The organism is Planotetraspora thailandica (genome assembly GCF_016863335.1).
Lineage (GTDB): Bacteria > Actinomycetota > Actinomycetes > Streptosporangiales > Streptosporangiaceae > Planotetraspora > Planotetraspora thailandica.
Genome location: NZ_BOOR01000022.1, coordinates 21,452 through 42,969 on the forward strand (window position 1 = coordinate 21,452; position 21,518 = coordinate 42,969).

The 21,518-nt window shown below is 68.8% G+C and carries 25 protein-coding genes and 2 pseudogenes; 17 read left to right on the plus strand and 10 right to left on the minus strand.

Features of this window, described 5'->3' with window-relative positions; all coding sequences use genetic code 11:
* Positions 1 to 40: 40 nt before the first annotated feature.
* Entirely contained in the window at positions 41 to 544 is a 504-nt protein-coding gene (locus tag Pth03_RS16480) for a hypothetical protein (protein ID WP_203945156.1), read from the minus strand.
* 270 nt (positions 545 to 814) lie between these two features.
* On the opposite strand from Pth03_RS16480, the gene Pth03_RS16485 reads away from it, so the two are divergent.
* Both Pth03_RS16485 and Pth03_RS16490 read left to right on the plus strand, forming a co-directional pair.
* On the plus strand, positions 815 to 2,509 hold the full coding sequence (locus tag Pth03_RS16485; protein ID WP_203945157.1) for a purple acid phosphatase family protein: 1,695 nt from the start codon (positions 815 to 817) through the stop codon (positions 2,507 to 2,509).
* Positions 2,510 to 2,577: 68 nt separating this feature from the next.
* Positions 2,578 to 3,243, plus strand: a complete 666-nt coding sequence (locus Pth03_RS16490) for a hypothetical protein (RefSeq protein ID WP_203945158.1) — start codon at positions 2,578 to 2,580, stop codon at positions 3,241 to 3,243.
* 22 nt (positions 3,244 to 3,265) lie between these two features.
* Here the strand turns inward: Pth03_RS16490 and ybiA are convergent, their stop codons facing one another.
* Entirely contained in the window at positions 3,266 to 3,829 is a 564-nt protein-coding gene (gene ybiA / locus Pth03_RS16495) for a riboflavin biosynthesis intermediates N-glycosidase (RefSeq protein WP_203945159.1), read from the minus strand.
* A 204-nt stretch (positions 3,830 to 4,033) separates the two neighbouring features.
* On the opposite strand from ybiA, the gene Pth03_RS16500 reads away from it, so the two are divergent.
* Positions 4,034 to 4,489, plus strand: coding sequence for a DivIVA domain-containing protein (locus Pth03_RS16500; RefSeq protein ID WP_203945160.1), 456 nt, complete (start codon positions 4,034 to 4,036; stop codon positions 4,487 to 4,489).
* A 14-nt stretch (positions 4,490 to 4,503) separates the two neighbouring features.
* Here the strand turns inward: Pth03_RS16500 and Pth03_RS16505 are convergent, their stop codons facing one another.
* Positions 4,504 to 5,379, minus strand: a complete 876-nt coding sequence (locus Pth03_RS16505) for a helix-turn-helix transcriptional regulator (RefSeq protein ID WP_203945161.1) — start codon at positions 5,377 to 5,379, stop codon at positions 4,504 to 4,506.
* A 155-nt stretch (positions 5,380 to 5,534) separates the two neighbouring features.
* On the opposite strand from Pth03_RS16505, the gene Pth03_RS16510 reads away from it, so the two are divergent.
* A complete protein-coding gene (locus Pth03_RS16510; protein ID WP_203945162.1) occupies positions 5,535 to 6,290 on the plus strand; it encodes an SDR family NAD(P)-dependent oxidoreductase in 756 nt (251 codons plus the stop codon).
* A gap of 36 nt (positions 6,291 to 6,326) precedes the next feature.
* Here Pth03_RS16510 and Pth03_RS16515 read toward each other — a convergent pair whose 3' ends face one another.
* The gene (locus tag Pth03_RS16515) at positions 6,327 to 6,647 is read right to left on the minus strand and encodes an EthD domain-containing protein (protein WP_203945163.1); all 321 of its coding nucleotides are present in this window, start codon (positions 6,645 to 6,647) and stop codon (positions 6,327 to 6,329) included.
* Between the two features lie 78 nt (positions 6,648 to 6,725).
* On the opposite strand from Pth03_RS16515, the gene Pth03_RS16520 reads away from it, so the two are divergent.
* Positions 6,726 to 7,310 (plus strand): TetR/AcrR family transcriptional regulator, encoded by a 585-nt coding sequence (locus Pth03_RS16520; RefSeq protein ID WP_203945164.1) that lies wholly within the window; start codon positions 6,726 to 6,728, stop codon positions 7,308 to 7,310.
* Positions 7,311 to 7,528: 218 nt separating this feature from the next.
* Here Pth03_RS16520 and lepB read toward each other — a convergent pair whose 3' ends face one another.
* Both lepB and Pth03_RS16530 read right to left on the minus strand, forming a co-directional pair.
* The gene (gene lepB / locus Pth03_RS16525; RefSeq protein ID WP_308442358.1) at positions 7,529 to 8,299 is read right to left on the minus strand and encodes a signal peptidase I; all 771 of its coding nucleotides are present in this window, start codon (positions 8,297 to 8,299) and stop codon (positions 7,529 to 7,531) included.
* A gap of 75 nt (positions 8,300 to 8,374) precedes the next feature.
* Positions 8,375 to 9,646, minus strand: a complete 1,272-nt coding sequence (locus tag Pth03_RS16530) for an MFS transporter (protein WP_203945165.1) — start codon at positions 9,644 to 9,646, stop codon at positions 8,375 to 8,377.
* A gap of 80 nt (positions 9,647 to 9,726) precedes the next feature.
* Here Pth03_RS16530 and Pth03_RS16535 point away from each other — a divergent pair, with 80 nt between their 5' ends.
* The 6 genes from Pth03_RS16535 to Pth03_RS16560 all read left to right on the plus strand — a co-directional run bounded on the left by Pth03_RS16535 (position 9,727) and on the right by Pth03_RS16560 (position 13,797).
* Positions 9,727 to 10,185 (plus strand): winged helix-turn-helix transcriptional regulator, encoded by a 459-nt coding sequence (locus Pth03_RS16535; RefSeq protein WP_203945166.1) that lies wholly within the window; start codon positions 9,727 to 9,729, stop codon positions 10,183 to 10,185.
* Positions 10,186 to 10,264: 79 nt separating this feature from the next.
* Positions 10,265 to 10,519, plus strand: coding sequence for a hypothetical protein (locus Pth03_RS16540; protein ID WP_203945167.1), 255 nt, complete (start codon positions 10,265 to 10,267; stop codon positions 10,517 to 10,519).
* Between the two features lie 142 nt (positions 10,520 to 10,661).
* Positions 10,662 to 11,174, plus strand: coding sequence for a DinB family protein (locus Pth03_RS16545; protein WP_203945184.1), 513 nt, complete (start codon positions 10,662 to 10,664; stop codon positions 11,172 to 11,174).
* A gap of 129 nt (positions 11,175 to 11,303) precedes the next feature.
* Positions 11,304 to 11,786: a DUF3592 domain-containing protein gene (locus tag Pth03_RS16550; RefSeq protein WP_203945168.1), complete on the plus strand. Its 483-nt coding sequence runs from the start codon at positions 11,304 to 11,306 to the stop codon at positions 11,784 to 11,786.
* A 444-nt stretch (positions 11,787 to 12,230) separates the two neighbouring features.
* Complete coding sequence (locus tag Pth03_RS16555) at positions 12,231 to 12,548, plus strand: hypothetical protein (RefSeq protein WP_203945169.1); 318 nt, start codon at positions 12,231 to 12,233, stop codon at positions 12,546 to 12,548.
* Between the two features lie 358 nt (positions 12,549 to 12,906).
* Entirely contained in the window at positions 12,907 to 13,797 is an 891-nt protein-coding gene (locus Pth03_RS16560; RefSeq protein ID WP_203945170.1) for an LLM class flavin-dependent oxidoreductase, read from the plus strand.
* A gap of 8 nt (positions 13,798 to 13,805) precedes the next feature.
* On the opposite strand, the gene Pth03_RS16565 is transcribed toward Pth03_RS16560, so the two are convergent.
* Complete coding sequence (locus Pth03_RS16565; RefSeq protein ID WP_203945171.1) at positions 13,806 to 14,714, minus strand: SDR family oxidoreductase; 909 nt, start codon at positions 14,712 to 14,714, stop codon at positions 13,806 to 13,808.
* Between the two features lie 187 nt (positions 14,715 to 14,901).
* On the opposite strand from Pth03_RS16565, the gene Pth03_RS16570 reads away from it, so the two are divergent.
* The gene (locus Pth03_RS16570) at positions 14,902 to 15,897 is read left to right on the plus strand and encodes a LysR family transcriptional regulator (RefSeq protein ID WP_203945172.1); all 996 of its coding nucleotides are present in this window, start codon (positions 14,902 to 14,904) and stop codon (positions 15,895 to 15,897) included.
* A 54-nt stretch (positions 15,898 to 15,951) separates the two neighbouring features.
* Positions 15,952 to 16,116, plus strand: a pseudogene (locus Pth03_RS41515) (DUF4158 domain-containing protein); the annotation flags it as partial.
* On the opposite strand, the pseudogene Pth03_RS41520 reads toward Pth03_RS41515, so the two are convergent.
* Both Pth03_RS41520 and Pth03_RS16580 read right to left on the minus strand, forming a co-directional pair.
* Positions 16,117 to 16,656: pseudogene (locus tag Pth03_RS41520) on the minus strand (Tn3 family transposase); the annotation flags it as partial.
* A 369-nt stretch (positions 16,657 to 17,025) separates the two neighbouring features.
* Positions 17,026 to 17,913 (minus strand): hypothetical protein, encoded by an 888-nt coding sequence (locus Pth03_RS16580; RefSeq protein WP_203945174.1) that lies wholly within the window; start codon positions 17,911 to 17,913, stop codon positions 17,026 to 17,028.
* Between the two features lie 419 nt (positions 17,914 to 18,332).
* Here Pth03_RS16580 and Pth03_RS16585 point away from each other — a divergent pair, with 419 nt between their 5' ends.
* The 3 genes from Pth03_RS16585 to Pth03_RS16595 all read left to right on the plus strand — a co-directional run bounded on the left by Pth03_RS16585 (position 18,333) and on the right by Pth03_RS16595 (position 19,976).
* Positions 18,333 to 18,722, plus strand: coding sequence for an ArsR/SmtB family transcription factor (locus Pth03_RS16585; RefSeq protein ID WP_203945175.1), 390 nt, complete (start codon positions 18,333 to 18,335; stop codon positions 18,720 to 18,722).
* Positions 18,719 to 19,219, plus strand: coding sequence for an SRPBCC family protein (locus tag Pth03_RS16590; RefSeq protein ID WP_203945176.1), 501 nt, complete (start codon positions 18,719 to 18,721; stop codon positions 19,217 to 19,219). The genes Pth03_RS16585 and Pth03_RS16590 overlap by 4 nt, the downstream gene beginning before the upstream one ends.
* An 88-nt stretch (positions 19,220 to 19,307) precedes the next feature.
* A complete protein-coding gene (locus tag Pth03_RS16595; protein ID WP_203945177.1) occupies positions 19,308 to 19,976 on the plus strand; it encodes a DUF899 domain-containing protein in 669 nt (222 codons plus the stop codon).
* A 13-nt stretch (positions 19,977 to 19,989) separates the two neighbouring features.
* On the opposite strand, the gene Pth03_RS16600 is transcribed toward Pth03_RS16595, so the two are convergent.
* Complete coding sequence (locus tag Pth03_RS16600) at positions 19,990 to 20,658, minus strand: TMEM175 family protein (RefSeq protein WP_203945178.1); 669 nt, start codon at positions 20,656 to 20,658, stop codon at positions 19,990 to 19,992.
* A 241-nt stretch (positions 20,659 to 20,899) separates the two neighbouring features.
* Here Pth03_RS16600 and Pth03_RS16605 point away from each other — a divergent pair, with 241 nt between their 5' ends.
* Positions 20,900 to 21,355: a hypothetical protein gene (locus Pth03_RS16605; protein WP_203945179.1), complete on the plus strand. Its 456-nt coding sequence runs from the start codon at positions 20,900 to 20,902 to the stop codon at positions 21,353 to 21,355.
* The last annotated feature ends 163 nt before the right edge of the window (positions 21,356 to 21,518 follow it).

The following is a 21,518-nucleotide window of genomic DNA, read 5'->3' on the forward strand; positions in this document are numbered from 1 at the left end:
AGCCGGAGGCCACGCCACCCTCAAAGCCGGAGGGCGCGGGTCACGCCAGGGGGACCGCCGACTCGGTCAGCTCCCCGCCGGGCCTGTAGACCACGCACATGATGTCGCGGTCCCCGTCCGCCCACGTCTTCTCCGTCGGCATGACCGGGTAGAAGTCCAGGCCGGACGCGGCCTTACCGGCCCAGTAGTGCGTGAACCCTTCGCCGCACTTCTTCCAGGCGAAAGCGGCAAGCCGGGTGCGCTCCCAGGCGCCGTCCGCGGCGTGCACGAAGCCGTACGACTGGTTGTCGGCGTGCTCGGGGCAGGGGCGGTACAGCACGATGGGCCGACCCGAGCCCGTCGAGTCGACCGGATCGGTGAAGCACTCCCCGCCCTCGATGTTGAGGATGCCGGGCGTCTCCGCTGTGATGAAGGCGTCGTCCTTGACCGCGCGTGGGCCGGGCGGGTCCACGAAGAGCGTGCCGAGTGCCACGACGCACAGGAGCAAGCCCCAGGGGCGCGTCCACCGCGGACGGACCTGGCCTGCGGCCGTTAATCGCGACACCTGCTCCACCAACGTCGTTTCGTGGGCCGAGCCCCTGACCGGCGACACGGTAGAGCGTCCAGCCGAACTCGGGGCCAACGCAAGGCGGCGGGCGCGGAGAGCGGCGATGTCAAAACACCCAGTGATCTTTCAGCTTTTTCACAGGAGATCTTAAGTTCACTTCCTGGTTGTGCTGTGGTCGACCTGCCGCCCGTGGGGCCTGGGTGAATACCGAGCGCCCGTCGCGACTTGCGGCGGGGACACTGCCCAACCTCAGGAGTGAACACTCACGTGAGTGACGCAAGAAGGGCCTGGCTGCTCGGCTCCCGCAACGTCAAACTGGCCGCTGCCGGTGTCGGCGCGCTGCTCATCGGCGGATTCGCGTTCGGTCCGGTGGCGTTCGGCGCCGCGGCGCCGCCGAAGTATCCGGCGGCCGAGATTCACAAGCCGTCCCCGATGCCCGACCGAATCATGCTCACCCCCACGACCACGCCGGCGACCTCGCAGCGGGTGACCTGGCGTGCGGAGGCGGACGCGGAGGCGGCGCAGGCGGAGATCCTCGAGGCGCCGCGTGCGCTCGGTGAGGTCGCCCCGGCCGCCGGAGCGGTCCGCAACGTTCAGGCCGTGGCCAACACCGCGGTCAACACCTCCCTCGGGTACGCCTCCACCTACCACACGGTGGAGTTCACCGACCTCAAGCCGGGCACGCGGTACACGTACCGGGTCGGCGACGGCAGCAACTGGAGCGAGTGGACCGACTTCACCACGGCGGAGGCGGGCTTCACGCCGTTCTCGTTCATCTACTACGGCGACGCGCAGAACTACATCGACTCGGCGGTGCCGCGAGTCTTCCGGCAGGCGTTCGCCGAGCGCCCGCAGGCCAAGCTGATCGTCAACGCGGGTGACCTCATCGACTCCTCCAACAGCGAGGAGCAGTGGGGCCAGTGGTACAAGGCCGGCGGCTTCATCGACAGCCAGATCAACAACATGGCGATCCCCGGGAACCACGAATACAGCGGTGTCTCGCTGTCGTCGTTCTGGGGCCCGCAGTTCCCCTTCCCGGACAACGGCCCGGCGTGGGGCGACGTCCCGGCTCTCGACCGGACCGCCTACTACTTCGACTACCAGGGCGTGCGCTTCATCGGCCTGAACAGCAACGTTCAGGACATCCCCGAGTACATGACCGCCCAGACGAAGTGGCTCGAGGAGGTGCTCAAGAGCAACAAGAACAAGTGGACCGTGGTGACCTTCCACCACCCCGTCTACTCCAACACCGGCACGCGCAACAACCCCAATGTGCGCAACCAGTGGGGGCCGCTGCTCGAGAAGTACGGCGTGGACCTCGTCCTCCAGGGCCACGACCACTCGTACGGCCGGGGCAACCTGGCGACCGCGCGCAAGTCGGCCACGGTGCACAACGGCGTCGCCTACGTCGTCTCGGTGTCCGGCGGCAAGATGTACGAGCTGAACGGCGGCGTGAACTGGACCGGCAACGGCGCCGAGGTCTCAAGTAGCAGCGAGAACACCCAGCTGTACCAGCTCATCGACGTCAGCGAGAACCAGATCCGGTTCGAGGCCCGCTACGCGAACGGCGAGCACCACGACGGGTTCCTCATCCGCAAGAACGGCAAGGGCGAGAAGACCGTCAACGAGATCCGCACCCCGGAGAACACCGTGGGTCAGCAGGTCACCGTCGACAAGACCAGCGTGCGCTCCCGCGACCACCTCAAGGTCTCGGCGTACGGCTACGACCCGGCCGAGAAGGTGGCCGTCTACCTGCGTGAGGCGGACGCCGACGAGAAGACCAAGGGCCACGGGCACCACAAGGACCCGATTCTCGTCGGGTTCCGCAGGGCCGACGAGCTCGGACGTCTGATCACCACCGTCGACGTGCCGTCCTCGGCGCGCAGGGGTGAGACCTACGAGGTCTACCTGTCCAGCCGGCACCAGAAGATCACGAGTCCGGTCATCACCGTGACGAAGTAGTGCCTGAGCCGGGTGCCGGAGCCGCTGTCGTGGCGTCCCGGCACCCGGCCGGCCGTACAGGAGATCCCGTGAACATCCGTACCCGTGCGCTCGCGGTCGTGCTGCTCGTGTGCTTCGCACTGCCGGCCATGGTCGCCGTCGCCGCGCCCGCGTCCGCGCACCCCTTCGGTCCTCCCTCTACGGCGCGAATCAGCGTCGACGGATCGCATGTGGCGATCTCCTGGATGGCGGCCGAGGACGACTGGGTGGCGCTCGGGGCGTCCGTCGGCGCTTTCGAGAACCCGGCGACCGGCGCCGTGTCGACCCAGCTGACCGGTGAGCAGAAGCTGGAGCGCTCACCCGCGGTGCACGACTACCTGCTGGCCCGCATCACCGTGTCCCAGAGGGGCCGGCCGTGCGAGGGCCGGCTGGAGCCGCTGCAGGGGTTGCTCGCCCAGGGCGCCCGGTTCAGCTTCGAGTGCGGCGAACCCGTGGCCGAGGTCGACGTCACCATGAGCGCCTTGGTCGATCTCAACGCGAACTACCGGACCATGCTCACGGCCGCGACCCCGGCCATGCCCACGCGGACACTGTTCACCGCGGCGGCGACCACCCGGCAGTTGCGCTTCTCCGCTTCCGCGGGCGGCATGCCGGCCGACGTCACGGGCCTCGCCGCCGGGTTGGCCGTCGCGGTGCTGGCCGGTGCAGGCGGCTTCGTCGTGCTACGGGTACGGAGGGCGAGAAAGAACGCATGACCGGCCTGAGCGGTCCCGACGCTCATGCGAGGGCGTCGCGTGCGTCCATGAGAGCGAACCCGAGCAGGTTCAGACCCCGCCAGGTAGCCGGGGAGACGGTGCGCTCGTCTGAGGCGGTGAGGCCGATGCCCCAGATCCGGTCACGGGGGCTGGCCTCGACCAGGACCCGTCCCCGGGTGGCGAGCAGGAACTCCCTCAAATCAGGATGCTCACGGAATTTGGCGATGTTGCCGCGGACCACTATCTCGTGCCGGTGCGCGGTCCAGGTCGCCTCGTCGAATCGCAGAATCTCGCGGCCGAGCTTCTTGGCCTCGCCCGGATGGTTCGCGGCGAGAATCCTGCGCGCGATCTCGTCGTCGCCGAACAGCCACGCCTTGTGGGCCATCATGTAGTGCTCGGCCGACCGGAACAGGTGCCCGTCCGCGGTGAAGTCGGCCTGCCACCACTGGCTCAGGCAACCGGGGCCGGCATCGCCGCTGCGGGTGGGCTGGTGACCCCAGAAATACAGGTATCGCAACCGCCGCCCGGCCTGCTCGGCGGCGACGGCCTCCTCCACGGTGCGGGGCAGTCTCTCGCTCTCAGACATCCACCCACGGTGACATATCAACATCAAAGTGGGGCAACGATACCGATCACTCAACTGCCGTACTCGGCGTGTTATGCGCGTTCTGTCCTTCACGTTGGGGCCGCCGATGTACCAATGGAGACGGCAAATCGCCGCTCCAGGCATGACGGGGGCGGCGATTGCCGTGACGAGATGGCCGCGACAGAGAGATGGGCTGGTCAGCTGATGGATGGCAATGCGTTCGACGTGGTTCTGCGGGGCTACGACCGCGAAGAGGTGGACACGCTTCGCGGCAGGGTGGCCGCCGGGGACGTGACCGCCGACGAGCTCCGCAAGACCTCGTTCTCCGTGACGATGCGCGGCTACGACCGGTATCAGGTCTCGGAGTACATCGAGGACGCGATCGCCGCGCTCGAAGGCAAGGCCCGTATGCCGCGTCTTTCGCGATCCGCTGCACTCACCGGCCGCAAGACGAAGTCCGTACGGCTGGACACGGTCGTCAGGGGCTACAAGCGCGAGCAGGTGGACGCGTTGTGGGATGCGGTCAACAGGAAGGCCATCTCGCCTGACGAGGTCAGGAAGACCACGTTCGAGGTCGTTTGGAACGGCTATGAGCGGGGCCAGGTGCGCAAGGCCGTCAAGGAGTGGGCCGAGATCCTCGAGACGCCCGACGAAGAGTAGGCCTCGCCGTACCGTTACCGGGCGGATCGGCTGCCGGCGTCGACCAGGTCCGGTGATCGAAGGTGGTTCAGCAGGAGGGGCAGCCGGGCGGCGCTGGCGGGGTCGGCGGGGGTGAAGGCCACCAGCCGCAGGTCGGTGGCGCCGACGATCTCCGTGGTGACGGCTTCGAGGTCGATGCGGCCGGTGCTGGGGTGGCGGCACTGTTTGACGCGCGGTGCGACGGCGCGCACCTCGTGCCGGGTCCACCGGTTGCGGAACTCCTCGCTGGAGGAGGTCAGCCGGTTCAGCAGTTCGACGAGGTCGGCCCGGCCGGCCTGCCGCGCGGTGATCGCCCGGAACTGGGCCACCATGACGTCGGCGTCGGTGCTCCAGTCGAGGAACCGCTGCCGCATGACCGGATGGTGGAACAGCAGCCACAGGGTGTTGCGCTCCCCGGCGGGCAGGCGGGGGTAGTCCACGGTGAACGCGCGCTGGGCGTCGTTCCATGCGAGCACGTCGTAGCGCAGGTTGATGACGTACGCGGGGATGGGGTTGAGGGCGTCGAGCATCGTCTGCACCGCCGGGGCGACACGGGGGCCGGAAGTCCGCTCGACGGGCAGGGTGTCGGTGTAACCGCACAGGGCGAGCAGGTGATCGTGCTCGTCCGGGCCGAGGCGTAGGGCGCGGGCCAGCGCGTCGAGGACCGCGAGCGAGGGGCGTGACCCGCGTCCCTGCTCGAGCCAGGTGTACCAGGTCGTGCTGATGTGCGTGAGCTGGGCGACCTCCTCCCGCCGCAATCCGGGCGTCCTGCGCCGCTCTCCGGGCGGCAGCCCGACGGCCTGCGGCGTCAGCCGCGCCCGGCGGTCCCGGAGGAAGCGGCCCAGCTCCCTGCGTCGCTCCAGGTCGGACATGGTTGCTCCCTTCGGCCGGCCCGTGGAGGTTAGTCGGCGATACCACGATAAGCCTGTTACTGGTACCAGCCTCCACCGCCGATGGAACCTGATGGCACGAACCGCGCCGTCACCTCTCGTGCGGCGCGATCACATCCGCTGCGAGGAAGCGAGAGATGGACATCAGCATTTCGGGCAAGGTCGTCCTGGTCACCGGCGCGGGCCGCGGAATCGGTAGGAGCCTGGCCGTCGGGTTGGCCGCCGAAGGCGCGCGTACGGCGATCATGACGCGGAACGCCGACCAGGGAGATCGGCTCGCCGAGGAGATCGGCCGGTCACCCGGTGCCGGACCGGTGCTCCCGGTCGTCGCCGACGTCGGCGACGAAGGCGCGGTGGCGGAAGCCGTACGGCGCATTGACCGTCAGTGGGGCCGCATCGACGCACTGGTGCACAACGCGGGCTGGATGCCTCCGGCCTCGCCGGTCCTGGACACCGACGTCACCCGCCTGCGCGGCGTGCTGGACACCAATCTGGTCGGCTCCTTCCTGCTCACCAAGCACGTGGCCCCGGTCATGATCCGCGGGGGAGGCGGGCGCATCGTCTACATCTCCAGCATGATCGGGGTGCAGGCGAATCAAGGCCTGGCCGCGTACGGCGCGAGCAAGGCGGGCCTGAACATCCTGAACAACGTTGTACATCGCGAACTGGCGAATCAGGGGATACGCACCGTCGCCCTCGCCCCCGGCCTGACCGACACTCCAGGCATGCGGGCATCCGTCGGGGAGGAGTACATCACCACGGTCGCCGCGTCCTACCCCGGTGGACGGATCGGCCGGCCAGAGGACATCCTGGCGCTGACCGTCTTCCTCTGCAGCGACGCCGCCCAGCACATCTCAGGAACGCTCATCCCCGTGCGCCCCGTCACGGGATAGGCATCGCGATCCGGTACGGCAAGTCGGCTGTGGGTTCTAGACCAACTGCACCTGCTGCTCCAGCACGGCCGAGTGGATGCCGATCGACGTGTCGCGCATGTACGCCTTCCGGAGTTCGTGTGCCCTGCGGTACTCCTCCGTCGCGAGCGCTTCCCGCATCGTCGCCTCGGATTCGAAGCTGATCTTGACGATGGCGTCGATGGGGTCCTCTGCGCCGTCCTGGGCGAGGTCGGACAGGTAGTACTGCACGTACTCCTTCACCTGGGGCAGGCCAGCGTAGACCGGGCCGTATTCCGTTTCCATGAAGCGGCGAAACTCCTCGGTGGAGATTCCGGGCCGCTTGCGGATCACTGTCATGAGAGTGAGCATTTCGCACCATTTCCACTGAACACCTGTTCATCGCGACGGTATCATGAACGGGTGTTCAATGGCTGGGTGACGAAATCCACTGACGCCAAGGACGCCCGGGACCTCCGCGCCGAGCTCATCGCCGCCGCTGTGGCCATGCTGGCGCAGCCGCAGGCGGTGGCCGTACCGTCGCTGCGCTCGATCGCCCGGGCCTGTGGTGTGGCGCCGTCAGCGGTCTACTGGCACTTCCCCTCCGAGGCGGACCTGCGCTCCGCCGTGCTCGACGCGGAATACTCCTCCCTGATCGAGTCCGTCGAAGCGGCGCTGGACGCGGCGGGGGAGCACGCCGATCCGCTGGTGGCCGCCGGTGACGCCTACATTGTCTGGGCATTGGACCACCCGGGCGCCTACCAGCTCCTGTTCGAGAGCGGTGACGAACTCCCCGCCACCAGAGCCGAGCACGGCCCCCGTCTCCAGCGGCGCATCGTGGAACTCGCCCGGCGGGTCGACCCGGACGCCCCCTTCGCGGCGGCGCTGCTGATGTGGTCGGTCTGGCACGGCGTGGTGTCCCTGCGCCTGCACAAGAACGAGTGGGACTGGGGCATGACGGCGCAGCAGGCCAACCGCCGGCTGGTCTCCGCCCTCACGGGCACCCGTCCTGAGCGGCGTTGAAGACGGCCCTCAGCTCCCGCCGGCGTAGACCTCGCGGATTCTGGCGTGCTGCTCGCAGACCCTCGCCAGGTCTGCGCTGAATCGGGCGTCCATGGAGCTCGGCGATGATGTCGAGCGCCCGCTTGTTCTGCCGCAGCGCCTCGTCCAAACGCCCCTCACGCCAGAGAGCCAAGGTTAGCGATTCGCCGTACGGCCCGGCCGTTTCCGGCCCTGGGCGATCACGGGGGAGAGCCGGCGCCGAGCTTCGGCTGGGCGAACGTGTCGGGGATCGACAGCGTCTTCGCGTGGTCGAACGGCCAGGCGATGACGAAGGCCCTGCCGATCACCTTGTCCATCGGGATCGTTCCGCCACCGGGGTCGTCCATGTGGTACCGCGAGTCCCGGGACAGCGACCGGTGGTCGCCCATCACCCAGAGCCGGCCGGCGGGCACGGTGACCTCGAATGCCCGATCGGAGGGGACGTCCCCCGGATAGAGATAGGACTTCTCGTCGAGGGGGACGCCGTTGACGGTGACCCGCCCTTGGGAGTCGCAGCACTTCACGGTGTCGCCGGGGATGCCGATGACCCGTTTGACGTAGTCGCGCTCGTTCGGCGCCATGCCGGCCTGGACGCTCAGCCAGTGGAACGCCTTGGCGACGGGGTTGTCCGGCTCCTCGTAGGTGTACTCCTGGTCGTCCCAGGAGTCGAGGCCGGAGAACACGATGGCGTCGCCACGCGCGATGTCGCGAACGTGATAGACGAGCTTGTTGACCAGCACCCGGTCGTTGACCTGGAGAGTGTTCTCCATCGACCCCGACGGGATGTAGAAGGCCTGCACGACGAACGACTTGATCAGCAGTGCCAGGCCCAGAGCCACGACCACGATGACGGGGAACTCGCGCAGGAACGAGCCCTTCTTGGCCTTCCTGCCGGCCTTCCCTTTGTCCCTGTCGTTCTCGTCGTTGTCTCTGCCGTTCGTCTCCGGTAAGTCTTCCGCGACCACGTCCACCTCGTCACCAGTAGCGCCATGGGCGGGAGCATGCCGATCCCCACTCGAGAGACTAGCCGAGTTCGTCCGTGATGATCAGGGCTTGTCGCATGGCTGATCCGTCCCTGCGCCACGCCGGTCGGCGGCGCGCGGAGAGCGGCGCGGGCGCGCGTCGCCGCTGCAGGCCCACAGGAGGAGCGCCCCGCAGCTGATGGCCGCGCCCAGCGCGCACACTCCGCCCCAGCCCGCCGCCGCGTACATCGCGGTGGACCCGGCGGCACCGCAGGCGCTGCCGATCGAATAGAACACCATGTAGCCGCCGATGATCCGGCTGCCCGCGCCGGGGTGCAGCGCGTAGATCAGGCTCTGGTTGGTGACGTGGACCGTCTGTACGGCGAGGTCGAGGACGACCACGCCGACGGCGAGGGCCCACAACGACTGCCGGGTCGACGCCAGGGGCAGCCATGAGACGGCGAGCAGGGCCAGGCCGGCGCCGGTGGTCCACCGGGAGCGCCCCCGGTCGTTGAGGCGTCCCGCCAAGGCCGCCGCCAGCGCCCCCGCGGCCCCTGCCAGCCCGAACGCGCCGATCTGCGTGTGCGACAGCGACAGCGGGGGAGCGCTGAGCGGCAGGGCGACGCAGCTCCACAGGGTGCCGAAGGCCGCGAAGATGAGCAAGGCGAACGCGGCGCGCAGCCGAAGCACGGGCTCCCGTGTGAACAGCACGATCGTGGAGCGCAGCAGGCGCCGGTATCCCTGGACCCGCGCATCCGCCGTGCCGTACGGCTTCGCCGTGCCGTACGGCAGGGCCCGGCGCAGCGCGAGGGCGAGCACGCAACAGGCCGCCGCGGAGGACAGGTAGACCCAGCGCCAGCCGGCGAGGTCGGCGAGGATTCCCGACACCGTGCGGGCGAGCAGGATGCCCGTGACCACGCCGCTGGTCACCAGGCCGACGACGCGTCCGCGCCGGGCGGCCGGGGCCAGCGAGGCGGCGAAGGCCACCAGAGTCTGGGTGACCACGGCCAGGAGCCCGACGGCCACCATGCCGGCGAGCAGGACGGCCCCGGTGGTGGCGAGGCCGACGACCACCAGGGCGGCCGCCAGCAGGAGCAGCTGGGTCACGACGAGACGTCTGGGGTCGACCAGGTCGCCGAGCGGCACGAGGAAGAACAGCCCCAGGCCGTAACCGATCTGGGTGAGGGTCACGACGAAGCCGAGCAGTGCCGGGGTGATCGAGAAATCGCTCCCCAGCGTGACCAGGAGCGGCTGGGCGAAGTAGACGCCGGCCACCGCCGTTCCGCAGGCGACGGCGAAGAGCAGCGTGACACCTCGGGTGAGGGTGTAGCCGTTCCCGGCGTCCGTGCTCGTCATGCCACTCCTGTTGGTTTCAACTTGCCACCGGAATGGGACGCTATCCTGGGTGGTGGCATGTTGCAACCAAGGAGGCCGGCATGGTGAAACGGACGCGCTTCGAAGACAGCGACTGCCCTGTCGCGCGATCGGTCGACGCGATCGGTGACTGGTGGTCCCTGCTGATCGTGCGGGACGCCTTCGACGGGAGCCGCCGTTTCGGGGAGTTCCAGCGCAGCCTGGGGGTGGCGAAGAACATCCTCACCGCGCGCCTGCGCACCCTGATCGACGGCGGCGTGCTCGAGACCGTCGCCGCCTCCGACGGCAGCGCCTACCACGAGTACGTCCTGACGCCGAAGGGCCGAGCGCTCTTCCCCGTCATCGTGGCGCTGCGGCAGTGGGGGGAAGGGCATTTCTTCGCCACGGGCGAGCCGCACTCGGAGCTGGTCGACCGCCGCGATGGACGGCGGCTGCGGGCACTGGAGGTCTACGCCGACGACGGAAGACGGCTCGATCCCGGCGACACGACCGTCAACAAGGTCGGCTCCGCCGCCGTGTAGCCGTCTGCGGCGCACGACGCGCGGTGAGATCTGCGGTTTTCCCCGCCTGCCGTCCGCCGCGTGGTTGTACCTTGCCCCGATGGACGTGATCGCCGTACTGGAATGGTTGCTTGAGCGCGACGTCAACGCGCTCCTCCGTGCCGGCGCTCAGCGTGGCGGCACCCGCACCTGGACCTTCCACGCGACCGGCGGTCACGGCGACGGCAAATGGTGGGTCAGGACCGACGCCGACTCCGCCGAGGAATGCGTCCGCGGGGCGCGCGAGCAGCTCAGAGCCCACGGGATCGACCTGCCTGAACAGGTCTCCTGCGACGAGCCGCTCCGCGAGGCATGACGGTCCGATCGGCATCCGGCGGAAAACCTGTTGCGATCCCGGGCGCGCCCGTCGTTAGTTGAGGGGCATGTCGCAATCACTCGACCCCGACGACGGCCTACGCGCCGGCGAGGAACCCGCCCGCTCGTTCGGATGGTGGGACATGTTCGTCCACCCCGACGACGACCCGCGCACCGATGGCGGATTCCAGGGCGAGCGTGCCACGCTCGTCGGCTACCTGCGTGACCAGCGGTTGACGCTGGAGATGAAGTGCGCCGGTCTCGACGCCGACGCCCTCGCCCGCCGCTCGGTCGAGCCGTCCAACCTGTCGTTGCTCGGGCTGGTACGGCACATGGCCGGGGTGGAGCAGTACTGGTTCAGGAAGAGATTGGCCGGTCAGGACGTGCCCCGGCATTACCGGACCGAGGACGATCCCGACGCCGACTTCAACGGCGCGGTGCCCGACCCGAATGTCGTCGCGGAGGCGTGGGACACCTGGCGGGCCGAGGTCGCCTTCGCGGAACGGTTCGTCGACGAGGCTCCCGACCTCGACCTCGCCGGCAAGGAGGGCGCCGTCCTGCGTGAGGTGCTCGTCCACATGATCGAGGAGTACGCCCGCCATAACGGCCACGCCGACTTCCTGCGTGAGCGGATCGACGGACGCGTCGGCCAGTAACCGCACGGTGTTGCCGGCCATCGCGGCGACGGAATAAGCGATGGAATATCGGTCGGGACGAGCGCCCCCTTTCGGGGCGCTCTCACGGTCGATGCCGAACTCAGCGGCGGGATGCGACGTTCTTCCTACATGAGCACCTGGTTCCCCGCCGGGTACTTCCGGCGCCACGTGTTGCTGCCCCTCCTCATCGCGTTTTCGCTTCTCGCTCTCTCCCTGTGGTTCTATGGCACCAAGTCGGATTTAGGCAGTAATGCCGTGGTCACCACCGGCACCGTGCAGGAGGTGCTGCGCGGCGGGCCGGACGACGACCCGGACGGTCAGACCGGCATCGCGCTCACAGGCCGGGTCGGCTATGTGGCGGACGGCAGGCAGATGGTCGGGCTGATCTCTCTGGGATCCTGCACCGGGACCACCATGTGTGCGATGTGGAAGCCCGGCGACACGATCGAGGTGGCCTACGATCCCGCCGACCCCGCGGACGTCCGGAGGGCGCCGCACGACGCCACGGAGATCACACCGGCACTCGCCGCGGGGTTCCTGGCGCTGATCGGGCTGGTCTGCCTGTACGTCGCCGCCATCAACATCATGGACAGGCGGCCCGTCCGGCGCTGACACCCCGACGGTCACCGCCGGCGCCCCGGTGAGGACACCGTGCCCGGACAGGGCGGCTGCGGAGGCGAACGTCACGTTCTGCGGCGCGTGGGCGGACCTGCCGTTGACGACCTCGGTGCCTGCGGTCGCGTCGTTGCCGTTCGCGGTCACCAGGCGGCACTTCAGCGGGGCGGTTGGCCGGGCTGGGGCTGTGAGGTCCGGGTTCAGCCAGTCCAGCAGCCGGTTCTCAGCGGTGTCGGTCAAGTTGTCGGCCATGCCAGATCCCTTTCATCTGCGTGGTCCCGGCGTGGCGGTTTTTACCTTCGCCGCCCGACAAATCGGGCATTCTCAACTCATGGTCATCTTGGACCAGAAAAGCTGCCACATATGGGCGAGTCGCAGTATTCGGAACAGAAGTCGGGGTACCGGTGAAAAGGTAGCCAACTACGTCAAGAAAGGTCAGCGATGCGACACATCACGCATATGGGCACCATTGCCCTATCAGCGGCGTTCCTGGCAATTGCGGCACAGTCCGCCGCGTCTGCCGAGGGCAACCCGAACGCGGAGAAGGCGCTGAAGAGGGCCGCCCAGTTCGTCCCCAACGAGAGGAACTTCGAGCAGCAGCAAAACAGGACTGATTTCACATCGTTGACGGTGAGCGCGGGCCCGCGCACGGGCGGGCTCACGGGTGCGACGAGCGCGTTCAACGCGATACCCATTCAGGCTTTCCAAGCCGTGCCACCGAATATCGCATCCAGCATCAGGTTCCCGTTCCAACGGTAAGGACAGGCTTGCCGCGATGAGGTCGGCCCTCGCTACGGCGAGGGCTTGACCATGCGCTGCCCGCTTCGCGCTTTCTGCCGGTGTTCAGAGCCCGGTTCTCAGCGACGTCGGTCAGAGTGTCGGCCATGCCTGAGCCTCCCCCTTTCCCTCGCCATGCTCGAATCTGTGTTCGATACTGGGCGTACGCGTGACGTGGAACTACCAGCCCGTGTGTGCTTGGGCTCCTGGTACTGCCGGCAGAACCCGGGCGGCACGGTCGAGCTCGCCGACAATCCGTTCGCCAGTTGGACGGTGACCGCGGTGCACGCCCGTCGGCGCTGCGAGGAACAACGGCAGGTCGTGCGGAGTTCTCGCGGGCATGGGTGACTACGGGAGAGATGTGGAGTTCGGCTACTTCCTGGTGCCGAACGCCGGTGATCCGCTGCTGAAGACCGCCCAGGCGGCCGACCGGCTCGGGCTCGACCTGATCGGCGTGCAGGACCACCCGTACCAGAGGCGATACGTCGACACGTGGACGCTGCTGAGCGTCATCGCCGCGGCGACCGAGCGCGTCAGGGTCTTCCCCGACGTGGCGAGCCTGCCGCTGCGGCCCCCTGCGGTGCTGGCCAAGTCGGCCGCCAGCCTCGACCTGCTGAGCGGCGGCCGGGTCGAACTCGGGCTCGGGGCAGGCGCGTTCTGGGATGCGATCGACGCCTACGGCGGGCCTCGCCGTACGCCGAAGGAGGCCATCGACGCGCTGGAGGAGGCCGTCGGCGTGATCCGTGCGATCTGGAGCGGCGAGCGGTCGCTGCGCCTGGACGGCACGCACTACCGGTTGAAGGGGGCTCACAGCGGTCCGGAGCCCGCGCATCCCATCGAGATCTGGCTCGGCGTGCGCGGCCCCCGGGCGCTCGCCCTCACGGGCAGGCTGGCGGACGGCTGGCTGCCCTCCAGCAGCTGGGCGCCGCCGGAGAGCCTGCCCGCCTACAACGCGCGCATCGACGAGGCCGCAACGGCGGCCGGACGGGCGCCGCGGGACATCCGGAGGCTGTACAACGTCAACGGCACGATCACCGACGGGCGGTCCTCGGGCTTCCTCAACGGCCCCGCCGAGCAGTGGGTGGACGAGCTGACCGACGTCGCCGTCGCCTACGGGATGGACACGTTCGTCTTCTGGGGCGAAGGCGACCAGGACACCCAGCTCCGCCGTTTCGCCGAAGAGGTCGTGCCGGCCGTACGGGAACGGGTCCGGCAGGAGCGCTCGGGCTGATCCGCGCCTCAGCGGAAGTAGTGACCTTCTTCGAGGTCCGGGATCAGTGCGGGGTGCTGTGGCCGCCATCCCAGGAGTTCCCGGGTCCGCCTGCTCGAGGTCGGGTTGTCGAGCGACACGAGGGCGGACAGGAAGCCGAACTGGCCGTCCGCCTCTTCGCGGGAAATGGCGCCCGCCGGCACGTTGAGATGGCGGCCGATGACTTCGGCGATGTCACGGAACGGCACACCTTCGTCGGCGACTCCGTGCAACCGCGACCCCGCCGGCGCCGTTTCCAGAGCCAGCCGGAACAGGCGCGCCGCGTCGAGCGTGTGCACGGCGGGCCAGCGGGTGGCGCCGTCTCCCACATAGGCCGAGAGGCCCTTGTCGCGGGCGATGCCGATCAGGAGCGGGATGAAGCCGTGCTTGTCGGCCGAGCTGTGCACGGACGGGGCGAGACGGACGACCGACGATCGCACCCCGCGCCCGGCCAGCGCGACCGCCACGTTCTCCGACTCGATCCGGGGCACCGGGGGCGACCCCGGGGCGATCACGTCCTCTTCCGTCGCGAGGCGTCCCGGTCCGAGCACGGGCGCGAGCATCAGCGTTCCCGAGGTGTTCACGAAGGGCTTGCCGGAGCCCTCGAGCGCCGCCCCGATCGCCTCGACGGCGCGCAGGTCGGCTGCGACCGCGCCGGCGTAGTCGGAGAAGTCGTGCTTGAAGGCCAGGTGAACGACGCCGTCGGCCGCGGCGGCGCCGCTGCGAAGGCTGTCGAGGTCGTCGAGGGCGCCGCGGTGCACCTTGGCGCCGGCGGTCGTCAACGCGGCGGCAGACCGATCCGAGCGGGCCAGGCCGACGACCTCGTGCCCGGCTTCGAGGAGTTCGAGGACGACGGCGGACCCGATGTGCCCGGTCGCGCCAGTGACGAATACGCGCATTACGCAATCCCTCTGAAGTAAGTGGTGGTGCTGCCCGGCGCGGTGGGGGAGGGCGCCTGGGACGGTGGTTCCATCGTCGGAGCGGGAAGCGGCCCGTGTCCAAAGCCTGTTTCGCATCGGGCAATACGATTCAGGCATCACCCCAGTTCAGAAGTACAGCGATGCCGATGCGGGTTACGCTTCAGGCATGTCCGACTCAGCGTCCGCGGCCGACCTCGATCTGCGGTTGGTGCGGTATTTCACCGTCGTCGCCGAGCACCGGCACTTCGGTCGCGCCGCCGAGGCCCTCCACATCACGCAGCCGTCCCTGAGCCGGCAGATCCGCCGGCTCGAACAGCAGCTGGGCGCCCGCCTGCTGGATCGCACTCCGCACGGCACCGGGCTCACCGAGGCCGGGGAGGTCTTCCTGCCGCGCGCCACGGCGCTGCTGCAGTCCGCCGCCCAGGCGGCGGCCCACGCCCGGGCCGCCGCCCAGCCCAGCCGGATCACCGTCGGCTACACGTCGGGCCTCATCGTCACCCCGGCCGTGCGCGAGTTGCGCCGCAGAAACCCGGACGCCGCCGTGCAATCCCTCTATCTGGACTGGAACGAGCCGCGCGCGGCCCTGCTCGATCACCGGGTGGACGCGGTGGTGACCCGGCTGCCGTTCCCGACCGACGGCCTGCACGTGACGGTCCTCTACGACGAGCCCCGGGTGCTGGTGGTGCCGTTGGACCACCGCCTGGCCGGCAAGGAATCCGTCACCGTCGACGACATCGCCGACGAGCCGCTGCCCCGGGTGCGGGGATCCGACCCGGCCTGGAGCGCATTCTGGCGCCTCGAGCCACGCCCGGGCGGGCGCTCCGCGCCCGACGGTCCGATCGTGGACGCCATGGAGGACAAGTTCGAACTCATCGCCGCCGGGCACGCCGTGGCCATCTCACCGGGCCTCCACGGCCACAGCCTGCGCCCCGACCTCACCACGGTGCCCCTGGAGGGCGTCGAGCCGAGCCACGTCGTGCTGGCGACCCGCGCGGGCGACCGGAGCCGCCTGGTGGCGGCCTTCCGCAAGTACGCCGAAGCTCATCTCACCGGTGCCGCCCCCGTCGATGACGTGAGAATCCTTGGTGTCTGCGAGGGTCTTGTGGACGGGGGTCGACGAACATCGGAACGAGAAGTCCCGCCAAGCAGCGTCCTCCCGTAACGGCTGGATCGCCAGCCTGAATCGGACGGCGGAGCCGCCCTACTTTCTGGGCCTATGCCAGTCGAGTTCCTAAGCGACGCCGAGGCAGCCGCCTACGGCCAGTTCACCGGCACCCCGTCACAGCCGGAGTTGGAGCGGTTCTTCTTCCTCGACGACGCCGACCGGGCGTTGATCGCTGAACGCCGCGGCGCCCATAACCGCCTCGGATTCGCCCTGCAGGGACAGGCGGGCGATGTCCTCGGCGCGTACGTGAATGCCCTCATCACGCATCTCGGCGATGATCTGCTGCATGTAGACCGTGTTCCAGAGAATCACGATGTTGAGCATCAGTCCCAGTGCGCCGAGTTGATCTTCCTGACCTTCCCTGTAGGACTGTCTGAGCTCGCCTTTCTGGCCGTGGAAGATCTTCCGGGCGAGGTTGTGGCGGGACTCCTGCCGGTTGAGCTGGGTGTTGATACGCCGCCGAAGCAGCTCGTCGGTGAAGTACGAGGACAGATAAGCACTGCGGTCCAGGCGGCCGATCTCCGTGATGCCCTTGCCGCCGGGGGCGAGTACGCGTAGGACCTCGGAGGCTTTGATGGTGCCGGAGTGAAGGGAAGTGTGGTCGGCCCGGGTGCCGACGTCGGCCGACGCTGAGCCGACCAAGTCGACGGCCGCCCACTCGGCCCCTACCGTCCAGGCTCGGCCGGTGGCTGTTCTGCCGCGCACGGCGTCGCCGTCATCCTCGCCGACGGCGTCGAGCAGCTCGCCGCAGGCCACCCCCGAGGCGTCGCCTGGCGGGAGCCGTCGGCCAACACCACGGCGAACAGTCGCGGATCCGGTCGAGCAGGTGCAGCCCGCGGGCGCCCGCGCCGTACGGCCGCGAGTTGCTTACGCGGAGGAACGCGTCGCCACCCCGCCGAGAAAGCCGCGCCAGGACTCCGCGGCACCTGCGAAGCGGGCGCGTCCCGCCCAGACCACCGAGGCCGCCCTGGCCGCGCCAACTAGGTCACCGTCCTCAGTGAGACCGGCACGGGCGAGCTCTACGTCCCTCCCGGCTATGCCGCCAACAGGCTCAGAGGCCGCCCCCAGGCCCTGCTCGAGCACCAGTACATCCAGGGACATTGGACGCGACGCCAGCGGGGGTGGTCAGCGGTACAACCACGCGGTCAGCACGAAACAGACGATCCAGGCGAAGATCATAAATATCCGCAGCGCGACGAAGGCTTCGGATAACCGTTTCAGGTGTTGGAGGCGGGCTCTTTGTTTCGCAGTCACCGGACGCATGGGATGGGGCGAGTCGTAGCCCGGCGCACTGAGCATCCTGGACTCGTCGAGCAGGCCGGGCGGGACACCGCTTGATGCGCCCTCCTGGTCCAGCACCGCGGCCATCATGCTCGCGGTGGTCGCGGTGCTGTTGACCGAGTCGAGTCCGGCCAGCCCCGGTCCGCCTTCGTAGTTGTAGGTGAGCACCAGGGCCGCCCCCTCGATTCTCCACCAGGTGGAGAGGGTCCCGGCGAGCATGGCATGGCGCAGGGGTGCGCTCAGTAGCCCGAGCGCTGCGGGGTCGTCCTGCGGGTGGACGTGAAAGGCTCGGTCGAAGTCGGGGTCCCCGGTGCCAAGGCCGCGAACGGGCCGTAGCCGACCCCCCAGCGCGGTGCGGGAGGTTACGGCCACATCGGGGGTGCCGGCCGGGAGCGCGACGAAGAACTCGGTCGAGTTGAATGTCACGGTCTCCTCCTTGTCCTCCCATCGGTCGTTGCGGTGGACGCGGACAGTGTGGGTCTCTGTCCACTGGTGCCAGCTCATCCAGACCAGGCGCCCTCGGATCTGCTTCCCCATGAAGACCATGGAGCGCCTGGAGGCCGCCGCCTCGGCCATCGGCTTGCGAAGCCTGGCTGAGGCGGCGGCATACCGCCAGCCGTCCTGCCATGCGTCCAGGAAGAACAGAGGGATGGCACGGTTTCTGTACATCGCTCCGATTACGGCCTTGGCGATAGAGAACACCACGATCGCCAGGAGGATGGTGACAAGCACGTCGACGGGGTGGACATTCCGTTGCATTACGGCGGCAAGGCCTGTGAGCAAGAGCGGAAGCACCGGCACCCCCACGAAGGAAGCGGTTTCCGAATCAGGGCACAAAACTGCCCCCATCATCGGAGAGCGGGCAGGACACGTAAATGCCGTCCCGCGGGCGAGGGGTCAACGATCCGATGTTCCCCAAGGCCGGGACCCCCGCACGGCGGCCGACATCGTCCGCGAGCTGTGGGCCGACTTGCTGGGCGGACACGCGGTGTAGCCCGGGCGCACCCCGCCCGGATCACCTCGTAGACCGCGACACCGGCGGGACTGAGCGCTACGGCACCGCCGCGGTCTTCCTTCGGGTGGCTGTTGACAAGCCGGCGCCTTTGCTGATGTATTAAACACACCTGTTAATTAACGAACTAGGCAACTACATGATCAATGATCGGCTGAGCGCCACGTTCGCGGCGTTGGCGGATCCGACAAGGCGGTCGATCCTGGCGCAGCTCGCGCGGGGAGAGGCGACGGTGAACGAGTTGGCGGCGCCGCACGCGATGAGCCTGCCCGCCGTGTCACGGCACCTGAAGGTGCTGGAGAAGGCCGGGCTGGTGGTCAAGGGCCGGGAGGCTCAATGGCGGCCGTGCCGGCTCGACGCGGGCCCGTTGCGTGACGTCGACGAATGGATGGCGCCGTACCGCGCCTTCTTCGAAAGCCGCTTCGACCGTCTCGAAGAGCACCTGAAAACCATGATGGGCGAGGAGCGGCGAGATGAGCCCGCAGGTTCCGAGCCGACGCCGCGACACTCCGAGGAGCAGTCATCATGAGCGCACCGAAACGGTGTTTCTCCATCGTCCGGCGGCTGGACGCGCCTCGTGAGCTGGTCTTCCGGGCGTGGACCGACCCGGACCACCTGCAGTGGTTCGGCCAGACGGGAGCGCCCGGCGAGCGTCAGCCGGCGACCGTCGACCTGCGGGTCGGGGGCGCCTGGCGGGTACACATGATCGAGAACGAGCATCGGTCGTACGTGACAGGTGGGGTCTACCGCGAGATCGAGCCCCCAGAGAAGATCGTCTTCACGTGGGGCGCGGTCGGAGGATGGCCGCCGATCGATCCGGGCAAGCCCGACGACGGACCTGTCGTCACGGTGACTCTGAGGGACCTCGGCGGCACAACCGAGATGACCTTCCATGTCGGCTTTCCCGATGGCTTCACCGACGACTCCGTCCGGCACTGGTTCTCCCTCGGCGTGGTCGACGGCTGGACCCGGACCATCGACCGCCTCGCCCCGTCCCTGCCGGCCACAGTGGCGGAGCCCTTCTGAGCCCGGACCGCTGACCTCTTCTCCGGGTGCCGGAGAAGCCTTCACACGAGACGCACGTCCCAGCGGCGCGTGCGGAAAGGGATGCCTGATGTCGGAGACCAAGGCCGCCGCCGTCTCTGTCGAGCACACCGGCCGGCTGCAGAAACCGAGGACCGTCTCGATGGAGGAGTGGCAGGAGGCCCGCGACGAGTTGCTCATCGCGGAAAAGGAGGCGACCCGGGCACTGGACGCGCTCGCCGCGCGGCGCCGGCGCCTTCCGATGGTCAAGTTCGGCACCACGTACACCTTCGACACGCCGACCGGGGCCAAGACCCTGCTCGACCTGTTCGAGGGCCGGGGACAGCTCGTCGTCTACCAGTTCATGGACAACGGGCCTGACGACCACTGTCCGGGCTGTACCGCGTTCACGGACAACATCCCGGCAGCCGGGCCGGAACTGCTGGCCAAGCGCGGAGTCACCTGGGTCACCGTGTCGAACATGCCACTCGCCCAGATCGAGGCGTACAAGGCGCGGATGGGATGGACGGTGCCGGTCTTCTCGTCGCGTGGAACGTCGTTCGCCGACGACTCCGGCGCCGGCGCAGGATTCATGCTCAGCGTCTTCCTCCGCGACGGCGATGACGTCTACCGGACGTACAACACCACCGCGCGCGGCGTCGACCGCATCCTCTGGGTCCACGACATCCTCGACCTCACGCCGTACGGCCGCCAGCAGCCGTGGGAGGACTCCCCGCCCGGTTGGCCGCAGGCGTTCTGACGCGTCGCGGTGGTCAGGCAGCGGGCTTGGCCAGAATGCGGCGTGCCGTCCGGGTGGCCCCCGTGACGATGAAGGGCGTCAGCAGCCAGAGATACGCCACGTTGTCCATCACCCAGGTCAGCGCGGCCGTGAGCGTCCAGAAGGCGCCGACGGCGATCAGCATCGCGGCGGTGACACGCAGGGCGAGCAGGTCCGCGCCTGGCTTGGCCACGCCGCCGCGCACGACCGCGATGTTCAGGGCCGCGCTGCAGAACAGCAGGCCTGCCTCCGTGCCGGCGAAGAGCGTGACGGTCAGCGGGTTCAGCATCGACTCGCCGATCAGAGCGGTGGGGTAGGGCAGCAGCACCACCAGGACGAGCAGGGGGATGTGGATCGAGACCATCGGACTCGTCATCCGCGTGATCTGATCGAAGAGCCGGTGGTGCTGCCGCCAGGTCGCCCACAACATCAGGAACGCGATGATGAACGCCAGGAAGGTGCCGTTGTTCTGGGCGAGGAAGTGCCAGAGCTCCCGGGCCATCGCGAGGCGGTCGGGGTCGTCCGGCACGGCGCCGTTCTCCGGGCGCGGGAGTTCGATGACGAGCAGGGTCATGGCGATGGCGAAGACCGCATCGGAGAACATGCTCACCCGCTCGTGGGTCAGGCCCGGCGGCACGGGGGTCACGTCATGCGATTCGGTCATCTGCTTCTCCGGCAACAGGCATCACGGCGAAAAGGCACATTACTGCTCAGGCTGGGTGAATGCTGACTCCCCGAGTCCTCCGAGACCCTGTCCGGTTTGCCGTACGGATGCGGTGATGATCGGATGTTCCTCGACGTGCCGAGTCGGCCCTGGAGTCCTCCTGCCCGGGCACCCGCCGGCCACCGGAGGATGATCACATGCGGGACGACGCGGTGTCCGCGCCGGCGTGGGCCGAGGCCCGATGAGCACCGGGGACGGCTGGACCGGCCGGGGTCAGCTGGCCGTGGCGGGCGTCGCCGCCGTGGCCACCGTGATCGTCGCCGTGATCACGATCTGGATCGCCGGCCAAGGCGATGGCGACAACGGCGATAACGGGAGCCCGCCCCAGAGCCAGCCGACGATGTCGGTCACCCCGTCGCACTCCGCCACCGCGGGTGAACCGGCGCCGACCGCCCACCCGACGGTGACCGTCACCCAGACGGCGGGCACGCCCGTGCAGATCATCCTGCCGTCGAATCTGTCGATCGACGTGCACGGCGACGACGGCGGCGGCGGCGACGGAGGCACCGGGCTCATCACCGCGCTCGGCGGGTTTCTCGTGGGCGCCGGAACCCTGGTGACGGGGTACGCGACCTGGCTCGCGGGCCGGAAACGAGCGAAGCCCGGGGGTGGGCCGGACGCCGGCAAGCAGGACTGAGCCGGGCCCCACGGTAAGCTTCGTGATCCTTTTTCCGGTGAAGTCCTGTCGTCCAAAGGCGACCCACGCCTGAGCCGCCGTTCGAGGACGGCCGGAGGTCCGCGAAGGCTACGGACGCCTGTCTGTCAGCGGAAGCCGGAGGACGAACCGGGCGCCACGCGGT

Bases quoted from the DNA above. Each gene is read 5' to 3' on its own strand.
- ybiA (WP_203945159.1), bottom strand. From the start codon at position 3,829: ATGTCTGAGAGCGAGAGACTGCCCCGCACCGTGGAGGAGGCCGTCGCC.
- Pth03_RS16500 (WP_203945160.1), top strand. From the start codon at position 4,034: ATGGATGGCAATGCGTTCGACGTGGTTCTGCGGGGCTACGACCGCGAA.
- Pth03_RS16505 (WP_203945161.1), bottom strand. From the start codon at position 5,379: ATGTCCGACCTGGAGCGACGCAGGGAGCTGGGCCGCTTCCTCCGGGAC.
- Pth03_RS16510 (WP_203945162.1), top strand. From the start codon at position 5,535: ATGGACATCAGCATTTCGGGCAAGGTCGTCCTGGTCACCGGCGCGGGC.
- Pth03_RS16515 (WP_203945163.1), bottom strand. From the start codon at position 6,647: ATGACAGTGATCCGCAAGCGGCCCGGAATCTCCACCGAGGAGTTTCGC.
- Pth03_RS16530 (WP_203945165.1), bottom strand. From the start codon at position 9,646: ATGACGAGCACGGACGCCGGGAACGGCTACACCCTCACCCGAGGTGTC.
- Pth03_RS16535 (WP_203945166.1), top strand. From the start codon at position 9,727: ATGGTGAAACGGACGCGCTTCGAAGACAGCGACTGCCCTGTCGCGCGA.
- Pth03_RS16540 (WP_203945167.1), top strand. From the start codon at position 10,265: ATGGACGTGATCGCCGTACTGGAATGGTTGCTTGAGCGCGACGTCAAC.
- Pth03_RS16545 (WP_203945184.1), top strand. From the start codon at position 10,662: ATGTTCGTCCACCCCGACGACGACCCGCGCACCGATGGCGGATTCCAG.
- Pth03_RS16550 (WP_203945168.1), top strand. From the start codon at position 11,304: ATGAGCACCTGGTTCCCCGCCGGGTACTTCCGGCGCCACGTGTTGCTG.
- Pth03_RS16555 (WP_203945169.1), top strand. From the start codon at position 12,231: ATGCGACACATCACGCATATGGGCACCATTGCCCTATCAGCGGCGTTC.
- Pth03_RS16560 (WP_203945170.1), top strand. From the start codon at position 12,907: ATGGGTGACTACGGGAGAGATGTGGAGTTCGGCTACTTCCTGGTGCCG.
- Pth03_RS16565 (WP_203945171.1), bottom strand. From the start codon at position 14,714: ATGCGCGTATTCGTCACTGGCGCGACCGGGCACATCGGGTCCGCCGTC.
- Pth03_RS16570 (WP_203945172.1), top strand. From the start codon at position 14,902: ATGTCCGACTCAGCGTCCGCGGCCGACCTCGATCTGCGGTTGGTGCGG.
- Pth03_RS16585 (WP_203945175.1), top strand. From the start codon at position 18,333: ATGATCAATGATCGGCTGAGCGCCACGTTCGCGGCGTTGGCGGATCCG.
- Pth03_RS16590 (WP_203945176.1), top strand. From the start codon at position 18,719: ATGAGCGCACCGAAACGGTGTTTCTCCATCGTCCGGCGGCTGGACGCG.
- Pth03_RS16595 (WP_203945177.1), top strand. From the start codon at position 19,308: ATGTCGGAGACCAAGGCCGCCGCCGTCTCTGTCGAGCACACCGGCCGG.
- Pth03_RS16600 (WP_203945178.1), bottom strand. From the start codon at position 20,658: ATGACCGAATCGCATGACGTGACCCCCGTGCCGCCGGGCCTGACCCAC.
- Pth03_RS16605 (WP_203945179.1), top strand. From the start codon at position 20,900: ATGAGCACCGGGGACGGCTGGACCGGCCGGGGTCAGCTGGCCGTGGCG.